Here is a 14,344-nt window from a genome sequence, read left to right on the forward strand (position 1 = left end):
GGTTACGCTCTTTTCTTTTTACTCGGAACGATTTCTTTAACGGTGTTAGCTACTTCGGTTGCGGTTAAACCTAACTCTTCGTAAATCAAGTCAACGCTACCGTGCTCAATGTAACGATCTGGAATTCCCATTCGCTTCACTTGCATAGACGCAATGCCACGGTCGTGCAGGAATTCAAGAACCGCACTACCGAAACCACCTTGTAAAGCAGCTTCTTCCAACGTTAAAATCGGGCGGTTTTCCTCTCCTAATTGCACGAGCAACTCTTCGTCAAGTGGTTTTACCGAGTTCGCATTCACAACCCGAGCGGATACGCCCGTTTTTTGAAGTTGTTCAGCCGCACTCTTTGCAATTGGAAGCATCGTACCAAAAGTCAAGATCGTTACATCCGAACCTTCTTGTTCAATGTTCCATTTGCCGACTGGCACTGCTTGTAAGTCTTCGTCCATCGTGACACCATAGCCATTGCCACGAGGATAACGAACAGCCATCGGTCCGTCATCATTTTTGTAGGCTGTATATATCATATGCTGAAGTTCATTTTCGTCTTTTGGCATCAAAATCTTCATGTTCGGCAAGTGCTCATGTAATTGATGTCAAACACACCTTGATGTGTTTCCCCATCACCACCAACAAGACCTGAGCGATCAATCCCGAAAACAACGTTAGATTTTGACGGCAACGTCGTGTACAAGCTGATCATAACCACGTTGTAAAAACGTTGAATACACACCGAATACTGGCTTCATGCCTTCAGCTGCCAAACCTGCAGCCATCGTCGTTGCATGCTGTTCAGCAATACCAACATCATACATGCGATTCGGGAACTTTTTGGCAAACTTGTCCAATTTTGTTCCGCCTGGCATCGCGGCTGTAATCGCAACGACTCTTTCATCATGCTCAGCAATCTTGGCGACAGTATCACTGAAAACTGCACTATAAGCAGGGGGACCTGCTTTCTTTTTCATGTCACCTGAGTCAATTGCATACGGTCCTGGTCCATGCCATGCACCGCTTGCATCTTCTTCAGCAGGCTGATACCCTTTTCCTTTTTTCGTAATCACATGCAGCAATACCGGACCTTCAGTCCGTTTGGCATACATTAAGTTGTTATGAAGTCATCAAAGTCATGACCATCAATAGGACCGTAGTACGTGAAGCCCATTTCTTCAAAGAACATCCCTTTACTAAGCAAGTATTTAAGGCTGTCCTTCATTCGCTCTGCCGTGGAGCTAAGCGGGCCACCGAGTGCTGGAATTTTCTTGATTACGTACTCCAAGTCTTCTTTTGCACGGCGATAACCACCTGTTGAACGCAAACGACCTAGCACGTTGTGAAGTGCGCCCACATTAGGAGCAATCGACATTTCATTATCGTTTAAAATCACTGTCACATTCGTTTGCTCATGACCGATATGATTCAATGCTTCAAGCGCCATCCCACCTGTCAAAGCACCGTCACCGATGATTGGCAACACATGATTGTTTTCAGATTTGAGATCTCTTGCAGCTGCCATACCCATCGCTGCTGATAACGAAGTTGAGCTGTGTCCAGCTTCCCAAACATCGTGCTCACTTTCGCTCATCTTCGGATAGCCACATAGACCTTGATACTGTTTTAGTGTATCAAAACGGTCTGCTCTGCCCGTCAGAATCTTGTGTACGTATGCTTGATGGCCCACATCAAAGATCAACTTATCCTTTGGGCTATCGTACAATTTATGGAGCATGAGCGTCAGCTCAACAACCCCCAAATTCGGGCCAAGATGTCCTCCTGTGACAGAGAGTTTGGAAATGAGAAATGAACGTATCTCTTCTGCAAGTTGTGAGAGTTGCTTTTTTGAATAGCTTTTTAAAAATCCGGGATCTTGAATGGCTTCTAAGTCCATGCCTGATATCCCCACTTTCATTAAAAAAAATGTGTGTTTCTTAGTATTTCCGATGGATGTAAATCCATGTGTGATCTTTATTGTACTTTCTATGTGAACAAAAAGCCAATAAAACAATTATCGATCTCGTTTTGCCACATACTGCAAGATGCTCAGTAGCGCAGATGCATCGCAACTTACAGTTCTTAGTGCATCGGCAGCCGTTTGAATATGCGCATCTAACTTGTTTTTCGCTTCACTTAATGTAAGTAAGCTAGGATACGTACTCTTTTGATTATCTGTGTCGCTTCCGACAGGCTTTCCGATAATCTCTGCGTCCCCTTCTACATCTAAGATATCGTCTTTAATTTGAAAAGCGAGACCTAAATTCTCCGCATAAATCTTTAAAGCAGCAATGTCCCCCTCAGGCGCTCCCCCTAAAATTCCACCAGCTTCAACAGCAAATTCTAGTAATGCTCCGGTTTTGTGACGATGAATCCATTCTAATTCTTCGAGACGAAGCGTGCGATCTTCACCTTCAATATCAGCTACCTGACCACCGACCATCCCCCGAATCCCTGCAGATTCTGACATCCGCCGTGTAATGTGAACGATGTCTCGTGGGTGCATATCATCTTCAGAAATGTCACTCACTAGTTGAAAGCTTTCTGTTAAAAGAGCGTCTCCAGCGAGAATGGCTAATGCTTCCCCATATACACGGTGATTGGTCGGTTTGCCACGCCGGTAATCATCGTTATCCATGCTTGGCAAATCATCATGGATAAGCGAATACGTGTGGATCATCTCCAATGCCGCCCCTAATTTATACGCGGAGCTTGTTACAGGTTTATAGCTTTGCGCTGCCATAATTAACAGCAACGGACGAATACGCTTCCCACCAGCGTTTAAGGAATAGAGCATCGCTTCTTTAATGCTTTCAGGACAAGAGGCACTTTCAATTTGAGAATGAATGACATTCATCAATGGGGGTACATGGCGTTCAATCATATCTTCTATTGTTTGATCCGTTTGCAAATTTAACCCTCCTCATGAAGGGAGAACGGTTCTGTCTCTCCATTTTCAAGCACAATTTTGTCCATTCTCTTCTCGACTTTTTGCAGCTGGTCATGGCATTGTTTTGATAGCGTCATACCTTCTTGGTACATATCAATTGCTTTTTCCAATGGCACATCACCTTCTTCAAGCTTAACAATAATCTCTTCGAGTGACTTCATCGCTTCTTCAAAGCTTTTAGCCTCTTCGGTGTCTACTTGCTCTGTATTCTTTTCATTCGTCATCGATCGGTTCTCCTTTCAGCGCGAGGGACTGTTTTTCAGTTACCGTTTGTACTTCCGTCGTCACTTGACCATCATGAAGATGTAACGTTAGCGGTAAGGACGATTGGATATGTTTAGTAGAGGATACAAGTTGCTCCCCTTGGTACGCCACATTATACCCTCTGCGTAACGTATTGAGTGGGTTCAAGATCTCTAGCTTACTAAGCCGAGTCTCAAAAGCTGTTGATTGCTTTTGAAATACCTCTTTCATGCTGCGTTGCAATCGTTCTTGCAGCAGTTGGCGCTCTGAATGTTTTTCTTTGAGCATCATACCTGGGTGCATACGCTCCAACCGGTGTGAAACGTCAACGTATGATTGTTTTTTGTCTCCCATGTAGCGCTTCATAAACCGGTGCAAATACTCAAGGTTGCGATCAAGCTCTTGTTCCTTTTGTGTGACGAGCTGTGCGGGATATTTGAAGGCATACGATTGCCTAAGTTGTTTTAATTTAACTTGTCGCTGGCGCACCAGTTGTTTACTTGCTACAGTCAGCCGCTTTTGAATGGATATGAGCTTGTCCGTCCACTCTTTCATTGAAGGTACGGCAAGTTCAGCTGCAGCAGTTGGTGTGGCAGCTCGAACATCCGCTACAAAATCGTGAAGTGTGACGTCTGTTTCGTGGCCAACCGCTGATATGATCGGTGTTGTAAGCATCGCTGTTGTTCGGACGACCTGTTCGTCATTAAACGCCCAAAGTTCTTCAATTGAACCGCCACCGCGCCTGCAATTAAGACGTCTAACCCTGCCGCATCCGCTCGTTTGAGTGCGTTTACAATCGATGGGACCGCCTCAGGTCCTTGTACAGCAACTGGATACAGATGAATTGCTGCTTGGGGATACCTTCTCGTGATAGTCGTGTAGATGTCTCGAATGACAGCCCCTGTTTGCGACGTGACCACGCCAACTCGTTTCGGAAAGCTCGGCAAAGGCTTCTTTCGCTCATTAGCGAACAAACCTTCGGTTTCAAGCTTCTTTTTCAATTGTTCATAAGCTAAATACAACTGCCCTAAGCCATCGGGTTCCATGCTTCGTACGTACAACTGGTATTGTCCATACGGCTCATAAACTGAAATATTCCCTTGCACGAGTACTTTCATACCATTTTCTGGATGAAAACGGAGGCGCGATTATTCCCAGCAAACATAACTGCTGAAATTCGCGCCCGATCATCTTTTAATGTGAAGTACATATGCCCACGGCTATGATGCTTAAAATTAGAGATCTCGCCATAAAGCATGACATGATTCATTTGTTCGTGCTGTTCGATAATTCTTTTCAGTTCTTTCGTAACTTGTGTTACAGAAAGATAGGAATGATTAGCTTCCACTCGCCATCATTCCTCTCGCAGCTTCTACTGTGTTATGCAGAAGCATCGTAATTGTCATCGGTCCAACCCCACCAGGTACTGGCGTAATCCAACCGGCAATGTCTTTCACTTCGTCAAACTGTACATCTCCAGTAAGCTTCCCGTTCGCCATACGGTTCACACCAACATCAATAACAACAGCCCCTGGTTTAATCGCTTCTGGGCCTAACATATGTTCTTTACCGACTGCTGCAATCAACAAATCGGCTTCTCTTGTAATACTCGCCATGTCTTTCGTTTTTGAATGACATACCGTTACCGTCGCATTTTCATTTAAAAGCAATTGACTAACCGGCTTACCGACGAGATTACTCCGCCCAACGACAACCGCGTGTTTGCCTTCAATGTCTATGCCAGTCGTTTTTAACATCTCAATAATTCCCAAAGGGGTGCAAGGAGTGAAACCCAACTCACCTAACATTAAGCGTCCGACGTTATTCGGATGAAAGCCATCCACATCTTTCTCTGGTGCAATTTGGTTAATTACCCGTGTTTCTGTAATGTGGTCAGGCAACGGAAGTTGCACGAGGATCCCATGAACGGACGGATCGTCATTAAGTTCTTGAATCTCTTGCAAAAGTTCAGACTCGGTAATCGTCGTCGCTCTTCGCCTTACTTCGGAATGGATCCCCGCTTCTCTACAAGCCTTTTCCTTACCCTTTACATAGCTATGAGAAGCGGGGTCATCTCCGATTAGAATGACTGCAAGGCTAGGATTCACACCGGTTTCTTTCAACCGGCTTGCCTCGATAGCAATTTGGCGACGCTTCTCTTTGGCAATCTCTTTACCATCAATGATGCTCGCTGTCATTGTTCTCCCCACTTCCTCGGCGTAGCCTTTTAACACATTCGAGAGGACGCCATTTACAAACTTACCCGCCTCATCCTCACCAAATGCTTTAGCTGTATTAATCGCTTCGTTTAATGTGACATGAGGTGGAATCTCATCGTAGTGCAGAAGTTCGTATACGGCAAGGCGTAGTACAGCAACATCGACATTGTTTAATCTTTCCATTGTCCAATGTTCCAGCTGTTCCTCAATCCGAGCATCAATGCTTGTTTTATGTTCAACAATCCCAGGCAATACGCGAAGTAAATATTCGTCGCTCTCCTCATGCTCATCTAAAGCAAATTGCAAGGCTTCTTGCCAATGTACACCTGTCATTTCAACCTGAAATAGAGCTTGTACTGCCCTAATTCGCGCCCATCTTCGATTCATGCTTAACTCCTTTTCCTATCACGGCGCTTGTAGCGCTCCTTATTCAGATATTCGCTCTGCGCTCGCAAGCTCCAACGTCGTCTCTTCTTCTTTTTCAAAATGAATGCCAACAACATGTACGTGAATGCCATCCAAGGAGATCGCGGTCATCGTTTCCAATGCTTGTTGAATGTTTTTTTGCACTTGCATTCCAATTTCAGGTACAGAAACTCCGTAATATGCAACCACAGACACCTCAATCGTAACCCCGTTCTCACCGAGTTCAACTTTGACACCTTTTCCGTGATTTTTCTTACCGAAACGCTCTGCAACATCGTTTGCAAAGTTCCCACGAAGTGCAGAAACACCCTCAATTTCTGCTGCAGCAAGTCCAGCAATAACTTCAATAACTTCTGGGGAGATCTCCACACGGCCAAGGTCGTTCTCTTGTTCTTCTAAGTCTAACAATTGATATTCATTCATCGTGATCCCTCCTGAATTCTATTCTTGTTCGTTCGCTTGTTCTTCATTAGCTTGCTCAGCTTTTAACTGCTCTTCCCGTAACCGCTCCATACGGTAATGTCTGAAAACCGGGTATTCAGATAGGTTGTCGGGAATCTTACGATTTTCCAAAAGAATAATTTTCACGATGGACTTGTTTCTCGCCATATGATAACTCTCATCGTATTCGTTTTCTTGTGTGTAGCGTTTCAAGCTATCATAATCTTCCTCTTGAATCGATACAGGATGCGGATTTTCTTCTGTTGCTTCTTCTTGATAACCCACTTCAAACTCTACGATTTGAATATTGTCGTTTTTAAGGTTTCTCGTTTGTTCCAATACGGCTTTAGCGCCTTCTGTTAAATGATTCCATTCCATGAAGTGACATCTCCTAACTTCATTCCATTACATTGTTTTGTCATCAGTTGATTATATCATGTAAAAAATGCGATTTCACCTCTTAGCTTGGGATCCTTTGTTTTTTTGAATTATACATCATTTGTTAACGTCGATGAAATGATGTCAACATAGAAATCATTGAAGGCTAAGGGCTTACGAGTAATGTGAACGACCGTATGTATACAGAAAGCATTTAATCTTTTGTGAAAATAATGTTGGGGAGTGAATAGACCGTCAACATTTACGATTTGCCTTACGCTCAGCGTGAGAAATTCATTGGACACCAGAATGTAGAGTTTGCTTTGGAATTTCTTACGATTTGTCGGTTATAACAAATATGTCTTCATGTCGCTTTCGCGTATTGTGTTATACCGAGTGGGCAAGGCATGGATCGCATATTGTGCGCTAGTCTACACTTTCTGCAGTCAAGTTTGCTCTTTTTAGCGTTCATTTCGTAAAACTTGCATATAGTTCGGACTAAACCTAACACTTTACGACCTGTCGGCCCCAGCGGGACCGAACCGAAATCGGTCTTGGTTCGGCGCGGCTCGCGCCGAAAGAATTTTGGATTTTCAAATCGAGATTCGAGACAAGGCGTGCGGGTCAACCTTCATACGGTTGTGAGAACGAACATGAACGTCGCTTTGGAACGATATTGTCGTTCATATCCTTTAAAGTGCTGAATTTAGTTCCATAAACGGACGTTTGGAACGAGATGCCGATCGATTGGAAGTAGAACGAGGCAAAACGGTCACACATGAGCGAATCTAATTCCAATCGATGATCTTTGGAACCCGTTCTTTCGTTTCACGATCAAAACTCGGCAGCGCAGAAAACACAGACTACATTGTAAGTTCCCTTTTACCGAAATGAGCGGATTCGGGGAACATGACACGCTCCAAATAATCATGAATCTCTCATAGAACCGACGATAGGTAATTTATATTTTCAACAAGCAAAAGTACTCATATATATCATCCAATTTTCCTTTGAGCCTGCTCCCCATCACCCATGCTGGGCACCGAGCAAGCTGTTGGGCTAAAATCTTATCATAGAACGAACAATGATAAGATTTTTAGCTAGATAAGTTGAACGAAAGAAATTCATTGAATCGGATGACCAAGATGGGTCTTTGTGGTGAGTGATTGCATATTGTCTGCTGAAATTCATCTCGTTGCCGATCGTTGTTCGTCACTGCAAGGTTGGGGACAACACGAAAAACGTTTGCCGAAGGGTAAAAAGTCGTGACCGAGGCTCACCACCTTGCACAGGCATGTGATGACCGGTCACGTACGTGACAATCCAGCCCTCAAACCGGGCATTTTCGGCACGCAACTGTCACAAATCGCACGATTTGTGACAGTTGACACCGTTTATGTGCGCATTCACGTTTAAAATCATGATTTTTCTTTCTCAAGTGTCACATTAATGATTATATGGGGCATTGGGACTTCTTCCCACACACCGTAGCAAGGAGCAGAAACGTGAACCGATGTTGCCCTTCTAGTGTGGATCGCATGCATCCGCATGTCATGGAATTCTAGCACTGACAAGACAAACGCAGAAGATCTATCGTCCATCCTTTATAGCATTTGCACTGCTCCTTTCGTCTTCACCTATAAGAAAAACGCAAAAAGAAAACCCGGTGAATGTTTTCACCGGGTCGCATGCTATTCATCAATATGATATGAAACGGCTACTGCTCGGTTTCCGATCTGCTCGTGAGCAATTCGGTTGATTTCCACAACTTCCGTTTTTGAAAGTTCTTCTGTTTTTACGAAAATGCGTACTTCATCGTTATCGGTCATAACGAGTACATCTTCGTATCCTTGTGATGCAATTCTTTGTTCGAGTGTCGATTCACTTTCTGTTAACGTTTTTAGTTGTTCATTTTGCTCATGCGCTTCATTTTTTTCTTCAGCAGATGCATCACTTGATGCAATCGTATTTGTGTTCTCTTCACGCGCTTCACTTCTTAGTTCCTCGCGCTCAATTCTAAGTGCGCTGAACGTTTCACTACCACTCAACCCTGCGGCCACATCAATGCTGTCGGTCTCTTCATTTTCTTCACCGTCACCTGCTTCTGGGTCCTCCTCATCTGATCCTTCAACTTCACCGTTCCATTCTTCAACGACAACCGCTTGATCTGGGTTTTCCTCTAAATATTGCTCCCAAAGTTCCCCTTCAAAATCTTCTAATGACTCATGATCGTTAATTAACGCAGCTTCTTGTGTCGTTGGGCTATCGGGTCCGAAGAAATAGACACCGAGTACCGCTACCAAACTTAACATTGTTAACAGCCATACTGTTTGCTTTTTCAAAACCAAATCACTCATCCTCTCCCATTTGTTTTGGTAATACTGACACCCGATGTGCATCCACATCTAACGTTCTAGTGACAGCTTCAATGACCCATTCTTTTCTTTGCATACTCTCGACGCCATTGGCGACGACGAGCACACCGGATACATCTGGCTTCTCCATACGGATGAGTAGCGGTTCTTCACCACTCCCCTGCTGAACGAGCACGAGTGTCTCTTCTTGCGTGCCCTCATCTAATGTCCGGTTCCCACCCTCAGTATCTGCCTCATCTGTTGTTTGTTGCCGTATGCTACGGTCTTTTTCGTACACTTTGCTTTCTGTTTCTTTGACGTTCACGACGACCTCAACATTAGACAAACCATCAATCTTCTCTAGCGTTTCTGCCAACTGATTTGAATACGCTTGTTCAATCACTTGAAAGTCAGAAGAAGTGTTACTTACAGATGATTCTTCTTCGTTTTCTTGGTCACCATTTACAAACACCGGCTCTTCTGACTGTTCGCCAACCATTGAACCGCCGTCATCGTCTGTACCGAAATTCCCGATTAACATGAGAAGCACACCTACGAAGAAAAGTCCTGCAATATAATACCACCGAAAGCGTCTAGGACCGTCGCTCTTTGGAAGAAAATTGCTAAAGGGGTTTTTATTTTCAGCCATTCGCATCTTCCTCCTCCATACGAATGTGTATGGAGCTCTCTTCCACTTGCCATACTTGTGCAAGACGGACCCTTACTGCATCCAGCGAGACCGGATGATCACTTTGCTGTCTTGACTCTGTTGTATTTACAACCACTTCTCTAACCGGCTCCACTGTCGTATTTGTTTGTTCATCCCCTGCCTCCACCAACAAGACGTTAATCCCTCCCGACTCAGAATGTGAATTTTCATCGACAGAAATTCCACTAAACGAGAGCTGAAACTCTTCCTTTAGCATCTGTTCTGCTTCACTGCCTAGACGAGCAGCTACTTGTTCTGAGATATATGCATCATGAGTGGCTTGTATTTCTCTTTTTTGATCATTTATTTTATTTTCCATCTCATCTGCCCCTTCACGAACGTTAAAATTGTCAAGATCAAACCATTCCGATGGATCGGTATGAATGAAATCAAACACTGGTTGTAAGATCAACACCGTCATCATCAGCCCAAGCACGAGATCTGCGTAACGCTTCATTGTCGATGTTGGTAATAGGAGCTCCAAAATAATGGCTAGGAGCAAAAAAAACAACCAACGTCGTAATCCAATCATTAAAATACTCCACCGAGTTCACCTCACCATGAGTGCTAGATTTCCTGCTGATATGATGATTGTAATCGCTAAGAAAAACATTAAGCAGACGACAGAAACCGCAGCAAACATAAACATGACTGTTCGTGCAAAGAGGCTCATGACTTCTCCGAGCGCCCCCCCACCTAGCGGTTGCATAATGGCAGAAACAATTTGGAACGTAAGCGCAAGTACTAGAATTTTTAACGCCGGGAATACAGTAATCACAAACAAGATGAACAAGCCTGCGATGCCGACAGTATTCTTCAAAAGAAGTGAAGCACCGATAACGGTATCAGTAGCATCGGTAAACATCCGACCGACAACAGGCACAAAGTTACCGGCAATGTATTTAGCTGTCCGTAACGTCACTCCATCACTAATCGCTGACGTTGCACCTTGGACGGATATAACTGCCAAAAAGATCGTTAAAAATGCGCCGAGCGTTCCCATTGCAACATTTCGTATTAAGGTTGCTAGCCTCGTCAATTGGAATTTCTCGCTCATAGAGCTTGCTACGCTTACGATGGCAGAGATGAATAGTAATGGGAGAACAAATCGTTCAATTAACAGCCCGCTCGTGTTGACGAGGACAATAATTAACGGGTGAAACAATGCAGCCGTTGTTGTTGCGCCTGTAATGGCTAAAAGTGCGAGTACCATAGGCAAAAGCGCAATCATGAAATGAACCATATTCGCCACTGCTTCTTGGGCATAGCTCATCGCAATGTAAAAACTATTCATACTAATGACAATCAACACCGTAAATGTGACACTGTATGCTACCTTACTTACCGCCGCATGCTCAAATGCGTTTTGTAATGCCTTTAGCACCATACTAAATACAGCAAGAAGAATGAGTGTACCGAGCAAATTAACATTCGCTGTTAGTTCATGAAACAAGAAATTTAACAGTGCCCGTCCCCACTCCGTTGGACTAAACTGCTGATCTCCATCCAAAAAGTCTGTAAATGATCCTTTTTGACTTTCGGGGAGAAAAGATTCATAATCTCGACGGATATCTTCCCAAAACTGTTCAATTTCTGTAAAACCAAGCCGATCTAACTGCTCGTCCATCTGTTCTTCAATCAAATCCGAGACATCTTCTTCACTGACGCTCTCGTCTTCAATCGGCAGTCTGGGATCAAGGTTTGGGTCATCATCAAGAGCAACGGCTTCTATGGAGAATGTGAGTAGAACGACGATACCGACCACGCATGAAATGAATGCTTTCATTACGATCCCTCTTTCAGCCTGGAATCAAGGAAATGACGGTTTCAATGAGTACATTGAAAATGGGTATGGCCATCACGACGATTAATACCTTTCCAGCTAGTTCAATTTTTTGCGCGATGGCGCCTTGGTCAGCGTCTCGCGCAATTTGCGCCCCAAACTCTGCAATGTATGCAATGCCAATGATTTTGAGCATCGTTTGCAAATACACCATGTTAATGTGTGCATGGTTTGCCAAAGTTTCGACGAGTTGAAACGCCATGACAATATAATCTAACAAAAATAAGAAAATCATGGCTCCGACAAATAGTGTGAGCAAAAAAGCAAACGCTGGCTTTTGTTCTTTTAGAATCATCGCTAAAAAGGCTGAGATTAAACCAAAGCCGACAATCTGAATCATGTCGATCGACATGTGATTATCCTATATACAAAAACACGCTGCGTATTTTGTGAACAGGTCATCGACGATGGTTGCTACCATGTACAACACGACGATAAACCCGATGAGTGTCACCCAATGTGCCCAATCTTCTTTCCCCATCTGTTTTAGTACGGTGTGAATCATAGCGACGACAATGCCAATACCAGCGATTTGAAAAATGGTATCTACGTCATACCCCACCGTCATCCCTCCTTTTTGTGTTAGATCATCACGATGATTGCAAGCAGCCCTCCCAAAAATCCGAGCGACTTTGCCATGCGTTCATATTTTTGCTGTTCATCTCTAGCGTCAATTTCTTCTGCTTTTAGATGAGCGAGTGTTAATTGAATATATTTTTGCTGTTCAAACCGGCCGTGTTGTCCTAACGTTTGCCCAAATTGAAGCAGCGCTTCCTTCTCTTTTTCTTTCATTGATGTTTCCGCCCAGTGTTTGTTTAAGCTCTCTTCCCAAGCGGTTTTTGCTTCAATATTTCCCGCAGTTAGACGAGCGGCAAATTCGGAAAAAATGCGGGCGACTGGTTTTGACAAAGTGGCTGACAGTTTCGTTGTCACATCTTTTAATGGTGTGTGGCCAAACATCACTTCCGCTTCAAACATTTGCAATGCGGTCGTTAATTCCCGAATTTGCTTTGACCGAAGCGTCAGTCTACGTGACCATTCAAACCCGCCGACGGTCATCGATATGAGAACGACGAGCGCTCCAATCCAACGCACGATGGATCTCCTTTCCTGAGTAGTACGTGCCGCGTTTATCGTTGTCCAGCATAATTACTCCATCAAACAATCCTCGAACGAAAATATCACGGTCGTACAAATTCTCAAATGTCTTGGCATGAGCCGTGCACAATATGGAGACCCCCGCACGTATGGCTTCCTTTATGGCCACTTTATCAGTGTCACTCCCGATTTCATCGACTATGATGAGGTCTGGACTCATCGACCGTACGAGCATCATCATCCCTTCAGCTTTCGGGCAGCGATCGAGCACGTCGGTCCGCTCGCCAATATCAAATTGCGGTACCCCTTCAAACGATGCGGCGATTTCAGAGCGCTCATCAACAATCGCGACTTTACTCGGTGGGATTTGTTTCGCTTTCCAACCGTCACTCGCTACTTTCGCTACGTCTCTGAGCAGCGTCGTTTTTCCTGACTGAGGGGGCCGGCAATGAGAATGTTGTTCCAACCATGATGGAATAAGTGATCTACATAGGCTCGCATACACCGTGGATAGATCGGCTGATGCGAATGTTGAAGGAACGAATATGTTTGAGCGTTTTCACTTTTCCCGCTTCAACGACCGCTTCGCCTCCTAATCCAACTCGATGACCACCCTTTAACGTGATGTATCCATGCTTTAGCTCTTCTTCAAACGCATACACTGAATGTTGGCTAAGCTGATTGATCACATACACCGCATCGTCAGAACTAAATAAGAAATCGTCCAGCAGCTTACGGCCTCGTCTCGTAATGAGTTCAATTTTTCGTCCTGGCCGAAAACGAATTTCTTCAACCTGTTCTTTTGTTAATTCATATTCAACGGATGAGCGTGCTTCATGCGGGACGAGTGATAAAATCGAATCTCGATTGAATGGCACGTGTTCCGAGAAGCAATTCATCAGACATCAACTCCATTCAAACTTGCAAACTTTTGCTAACACCCTTTGCTTGTACACTCTATTCTCAAATCAAAGATTTAGAACAATTCACCACCGCAACCTCTTCAATTGTCGAAACAGGTCGTGAAAATAATGTAAATTCATTCATACTAACATTTGAATTGACACACTTTTCCATCAGATGTTAATTTTTAATCAACCTTTATGTTCATTCTCTTTTAAAGGAGTGATTTGCAATGAGTTATGAGCGTGTCCTTTTATGTATAGACGGTGAGGAAACTCCTTCAAACGACGCTTACAAGCATGCGATTCGATTTGCCCGCCAAAATAATGCCACACTGTATTTGTGTACGGTCATTAACCCTAAACCTTATGGTACGTTGGCTCGTTTTGACCGTTATGTCGTCGATAAAGTTAAAAAGGCAGCACAAATAAAACTCGAGCAGTTCTTGCTCCATACTCAAGCGGAAGGTGTTTCTTCTCAAACAATACTCGAAACTGGTGTTCCTTCTATAAAAATTAGTAAGCAGATTGTGCCTGCATATAATATTGATTTAATTGTTGCTGGTGCAACTGGCGGGACGAAGCTTGAAAAAGCTCTTCAAGGGAGTGTGACAAGTGCCATTATTAAAAAAGCAAAATGCGATGTTTTTGTCGTCCGAACAGAGGAACGAGAACGAGCAAGCGTATAAGACAGATACGGATCCCGTGCTTATCTTTTTGGATTTTCATGAGGAGGCTCTATCTTGCGTAACAAAGGGAGCAAACATTGCCGAGGCTGAGGAAGAGACAT

Annotated in this window: 18 protein-coding genes and 4 pseudogenes; 1 reads left to right on the forward strand and 21 read right to left on the reverse strand. The window is 44.0% G+C overall.

All coding sequences use genetic code 11. From position 1 onward, the window contains the following. Positions 1–2: 2 nt before the first annotated feature. The 21 genes and pseudogenes from JCM19037_RS26900 to JCM19037_RS28335 all read right to left on the reverse strand — a co-directional run bounded on the left by JCM19037_RS26900 (position 3) and on the right by JCM19037_RS28335 (position 13,551). Positions 3–527: a transketolase C-terminal domain-containing protein gene (locus JCM19037_RS26900; RefSeq protein WP_307189751.1), complete on the reverse strand. Its 525-nt coding sequence runs from the start codon at positions 525–527 to the stop codon at positions 3–5. Next, a pseudogene (locus JCM19037_RS26905) lies at positions 525–1,103 on the reverse strand (1-deoxy-D-xylulose-5-phosphate synthase); the annotation flags it as partial. The pseudogene JCM19037_RS26905 and the gene JCM19037_RS26900, both read right to left, overlap by 3 nt. Further along, positions 1,103–1,888, reverse strand: a complete 786-nt coding sequence (locus JCM19037_RS26910) for a 1-deoxy-D-xylulose-5-phosphate synthase N-terminal domain-containing protein (protein WP_238544591.1) — start codon at positions 1,886–1,888, stop codon at positions 1,103–1,105. The gene JCM19037_RS26910 and the pseudogene JCM19037_RS26905, both read right to left, overlap by 1 nt. A 117-nt stretch (positions 1,889–2,005) precedes the next feature. Then, positions 2,006–2,902, reverse strand: a complete 897-nt coding sequence (locus JCM19037_RS07145; protein ID WP_307189741.1) for a polyprenyl synthetase family protein — start codon at positions 2,900–2,902, stop codon at positions 2,006–2,008. A 2-nt stretch (positions 2,903–2,904) separates the two neighbouring features. Further along, a complete protein-coding gene (gene xseB / locus JCM19037_RS07150) occupies positions 2,905–3,165 on the reverse strand; it encodes an exodeoxyribonuclease VII small subunit (RefSeq protein ID WP_042399395.1) in 261 nt (86 codons plus the stop codon). Beyond that, the gene (locus JCM19037_RS29205) at positions 3,155–3,910 is read right to left on the reverse strand and encodes an exodeoxyribonuclease VII large subunit (protein ID WP_307189752.1); all 756 of its coding nucleotides are present in this window, start codon (positions 3,908–3,910) and stop codon (positions 3,155–3,157) included. Before JCM19037_RS29205 ends, xseB begins: the two co-directional genes overlap by 11 nt. Then, positions 3,793–4,302, reverse strand: coding sequence for an exodeoxyribonuclease VII large subunit (locus JCM19037_RS29210; protein WP_307189742.1), 510 nt, complete (start codon positions 4,300–4,302; stop codon positions 3,793–3,795). Before JCM19037_RS29210 ends, JCM19037_RS29205 begins: the two co-directional genes overlap by 118 nt. After that, positions 4,285–4,454, reverse strand: a pseudogene (locus JCM19037_RS29215) (exodeoxyribonuclease VII large subunit); the annotation flags it as partial. The gene JCM19037_RS29210 and the pseudogene JCM19037_RS29215, both read right to left, overlap by 18 nt. A gap of 67 nt (positions 4,455–4,521) precedes the next feature. Then, entirely contained in the window at positions 4,522–5,382 is an 861-nt protein-coding gene (gene folD, locus JCM19037_RS07160; protein WP_042399551.1) for a bifunctional methylenetetrahydrofolate dehydrogenase/methenyltetrahydrofolate cyclohydrolase FolD, read from the reverse strand. A gap of 39 nt (positions 5,383–5,421) precedes the next feature. After that, positions 5,422–5,790, reverse strand: a pseudogene (gene nusB / locus JCM19037_RS26915) (transcription antitermination factor NusB); the annotation flags it as partial. 39 nt (positions 5,791–5,829) lie between these two features. Continuing rightward, entirely contained in the window at positions 5,830–6,252 is a 423-nt protein-coding gene (locus JCM19037_RS07165) for an Asp23/Gls24 family envelope stress response protein (protein ID WP_042399398.1), read from the reverse strand. Between the two features lie 18 nt (positions 6,253–6,270). Next, complete coding sequence (locus tag JCM19037_RS07170; RefSeq protein ID WP_042399401.1) at positions 6,271–6,648, reverse strand: hypothetical protein; 378 nt, start codon at positions 6,646–6,648, stop codon at positions 6,271–6,273. A 1,691-nt stretch (positions 6,649–8,339) separates the two neighbouring features. Then, positions 8,340–8,990: a SpoIIIAH-like family protein gene (locus tag JCM19037_RS07180; protein ID WP_193744691.1), complete on the reverse strand. Its 651-nt coding sequence runs from the start codon at positions 8,988–8,990 to the stop codon at positions 8,340–8,342. Positions 8,991–8,997: 7 nt separating this feature from the next. Next, entirely contained in the window at positions 8,998–9,651 is a 654-nt protein-coding gene (spoIIIAG, locus tag JCM19037_RS07185; protein WP_042399406.1) for a stage III sporulation protein AG, read from the reverse strand. Next, the gene (gene spoIIIAF, locus JCM19037_RS07190; RefSeq protein ID WP_042399411.1) at positions 9,644–10,243 is read right to left on the reverse strand and encodes a stage III sporulation protein AF; all 600 of its coding nucleotides are present in this window, start codon (positions 10,241–10,243) and stop codon (positions 9,644–9,646) included. The genes spoIIIAG and spoIIIAF overlap by 8 nt, the downstream gene beginning before the upstream one ends. Positions 10,244–10,261: 18 nt before the next feature. Further along, positions 10,262–11,497 carry a stage III sporulation protein AE gene (gene spoIIIAE / locus JCM19037_RS07195; protein ID WP_042399412.1) on the reverse strand — a complete coding sequence of 412 codons (1,236 nt, stop codon included), beginning with the start codon at positions 11,495–11,497 and terminating at the stop codon, positions 10,262–10,264. 13 nt (positions 11,498–11,510) lie between these two features. Continuing rightward, a complete protein-coding gene (spoIIIAD, locus tag JCM19037_RS07200) occupies positions 11,511–11,906 on the reverse strand; it encodes a stage III sporulation protein AD (RefSeq protein WP_042399415.1) in 396 nt (131 codons plus the stop codon). A 4-nt stretch (positions 11,907–11,910) separates the two neighbouring features. After that, positions 11,911–12,116, reverse strand: a pseudogene (gene spoIIIAC / locus JCM19037_RS07205) (stage III sporulation protein AC). A gap of 20 nt (positions 12,117–12,136) precedes the next feature. Further along, entirely contained in the window at positions 12,137–12,649 is a 513-nt protein-coding gene (spoIIIAB, locus tag JCM19037_RS07210; protein ID WP_238544592.1) for a stage III sporulation protein SpoIIIAB, read from the reverse strand. Continuing rightward, positions 12,594–13,118, reverse strand: a complete 525-nt coding sequence (locus JCM19037_RS28330) for a hypothetical protein (protein ID WP_052363646.1) — start codon at positions 13,116–13,118, stop codon at positions 12,594–12,596. Before JCM19037_RS28330 ends, spoIIIAB begins: the two co-directional genes overlap by 56 nt. 19 nt (positions 13,119–13,137) lie before the next feature. Further along, positions 13,138–13,551 carry a hypothetical protein gene (locus JCM19037_RS28335; RefSeq protein ID WP_052363647.1) on the reverse strand — a complete coding sequence of 138 codons (414 nt, stop codon included), beginning with the start codon at positions 13,549–13,551 and terminating at the stop codon, positions 13,138–13,140. Positions 13,552–13,787: 236 nt separating this feature from the next. On the opposite strand from JCM19037_RS28335, the gene JCM19037_RS07220 reads away from it, so the two are divergent. Then, on the forward strand, positions 13,788–14,243 hold the full coding sequence (locus tag JCM19037_RS07220; protein ID WP_042399422.1) for a universal stress protein: 456 nt from the start codon (positions 13,788–13,790) through the stop codon (positions 14,241–14,243). The last annotated feature ends 101 nt before the right edge of the window (positions 14,244–14,344 follow it).

The sequence above is a fragment of the Geomicrobium sp. JCM 19037 genome, from assembly GCF_000698105.1.
In the GTDB taxonomy this organism is placed as follows: domain Bacteria; phylum Bacillota; class Bacilli; order Bacillales; family Marinococcaceae; genus Geomicrobium_A.

Bases quoted from the DNA above. Each gene is read 5' to 3' on its own strand.
- JCM19037_RS26900 (WP_307189751.1), bottom strand. From the start codon at position 527: ATGATATATACAGCCTACAAAAATGATGACGGACCGATGGCTGTTCGT.
- JCM19037_RS26910 (WP_238544591.1), bottom strand. From the start codon at position 1,888: ATGGACTTAGAAGCCATTCAAGATCCCGGATTTTTAAAAAGCTATTCA.
- xseB (WP_042399395.1), bottom strand. From the start codon at position 3,165: ATGACGAATGAAAAGAATACAGAGCAAGTAGACACCGAAGAGGCTAAA.
- JCM19037_RS29210 (WP_307189742.1), bottom strand. From the start codon at position 4,302: ATGAAAGTACTCGTGCAAGGGAATATTTCAGTTTATGAGCCGTATGGA.
- folD (WP_042399551.1), bottom strand. From the start codon at position 5,382: ATGACAGCGAGCATCATTGATGGTAAAGAGATTGCCAAAGAGAAGCGT.
- JCM19037_RS07165 (WP_042399398.1), bottom strand. From the start codon at position 6,252: ATGAATGAATATCAATTGTTAGACTTAGAAGAACAAGAGAACGACCTT.
- JCM19037_RS07170 (WP_042399401.1), bottom strand. From the start codon at position 6,648: ATGGAATGGAATCATTTAACAGAAGGCGCTAAAGCCGTATTGGAACAA.
- spoIIIAG (WP_042399406.1), bottom strand. From the start codon at position 9,651: ATGGCTGAAAATAAAAACCCCTTTAGCAATTTTCTTCCAAAGAGCGAC.
- spoIIIAF (WP_042399411.1), bottom strand. From the start codon at position 10,243: ATGATTGGATTACGACGTTGGTTGTTTTTTTTGCTCCTAGCCATTATT.
- spoIIIAE (WP_042399412.1), bottom strand. From the start codon at position 11,497: ATGAAAGCATTCATTTCATGCGTGGTCGGTATCGTCGTTCTACTCACA.
- spoIIIAD (WP_042399415.1), bottom strand. From the start codon at position 11,906: ATGTCGATCGACATGATTCAGATTGTCGGCTTTGGTTTAATCTCAGCC.
- JCM19037_RS28335 (WP_052363647.1), bottom strand. From the start codon at position 13,551: ATGAATTGCTTCTCGGAACACGTGCCATTCAATCGAGATTCGATTTTA.
- JCM19037_RS07220 (WP_042399422.1), top strand. From the start codon at position 13,788: ATGAGTTATGAGCGTGTCCTTTTATGTATAGACGGTGAGGAAACTCCT.